The 1,216-nt window shown below is 43.5% G+C and carries 1 protein-coding gene; it reads left to right on the forward strand.

The genetic code is table 11. The features are described 5' to 3' along the window. Window positions 1–229: 229 nt before the first annotated feature. Window positions 230–472 carry a hypothetical protein gene (locus G7Y39_RS13375; RefSeq protein ID WP_165157921.1) on the forward strand — a complete coding sequence of 81 codons (243 nt, stop codon included), beginning with the start codon at window positions 230–232 and terminating at the stop codon, window positions 470–472. Window positions 473–1,216 lie beyond the last annotated feature (744 nt).

Genomic DNA, 1,216 nt, shown 5'->3' on the forward strand with positions numbered 1-1,216 from the left:
TTATACGAAACAAAGCCTAATCGCGTGACGGATATCGTTTCCTCCAATACATTTTTTATGATTCAAGAAGCCACATCATTCCCGTGGGTTGCCCGCTATAAAATAGTACCCTCTCCGAAAGAACGAGGCAGTTTTAAATGAAAGAGCCGTGATCACGTTGCAAAAATATATGGGATTTTGTTTCACTATGGTTGCGAATTTTGTATCTTCGCCCAAAATGGCAGTTTATATAGGAAATTGGAGCGAACAACAAGAGGCTAAGAAAGAAGTCAAAGAGAAAGACAAGGTAAGGCGTGAAAAACTTGCCGGATTCTTTTTCAATTTGGCGCAACTCTCATTTGCGGGTTTGGTTCTTGGTGGGATAACTCCGATATATGCCAATGTGGAAGCAGGTGTAAACTGGTATGTTTTGGCGGCAGGAAGTATTTGGACTGTAATGCTTGCAAAAGTAGGAAATACAATTTTAAAATAAATAGATATGGAAATGTTAGGAGCTATCTTTACCGTCGGAATAGTTGTGACGGGCGCATTTATGATTTGGATGAGAACAAAATCGGGCAAGAAATGGCTTGCCGATTTATGATAAGGGATATTTGGAAGAAACAGCCCCATGCCGACAATAATGTTTGGATGGGGCTGTTTCTATTCTTCAAACATTCTGCCAAATCCTGTAAGTAGCCATCTGGCACTCACTCCGTACACAGAAAAAACGTCTAAAAGGATGTCTGAAAGGAGGGAATGCCGGTGTACGTTCATTTGTAAACACTTATATACCAGCGCTTTCAAGCATTCATGAAAGGATGAATGTAAAATCCGGCAAGCACATTCATAGCGTGATTTTTATATGAAGGTATGAACGGTAAAGCATGAAAGGGCGGTTGTTCCATCCATGCAGTTTGGTCTCCGGGAATGTCATACCTCAGCCCTCTCCAAGTGTGGTATTTTCCCCTGCGAAGTGTGGCATTTTACCTCGCGAAGTGTGGCGTTTCACCTCTCCAAGTGTGGCATTGGAATCGGTTTCTCCGGCACATCCGCGCCCTTACATTTGGCTTTGTCCGAGTGCAGTGTTCCGAGACCTAGGCTTTGTATAAAAGCATCTTAGGTCCATCCCCCAAGTATCTTAGGTGCGTTGGCAAAGTATCTTAGGTGCGTGGCGCAAGTATCCTAACCTACTTTTTGCTCAGCCTTCGTCGCATTGGGGGCGTGTTGGTAAGCA

Origin of the sequence: Parabacteroides sp. ZJ-118 (assembly GCF_011038785.1) — a bacterium.
GTDB lineage: Bacteria > Bacteroidota > Bacteroidia > Bacteroidales > Tannerellaceae > Parabacteroides.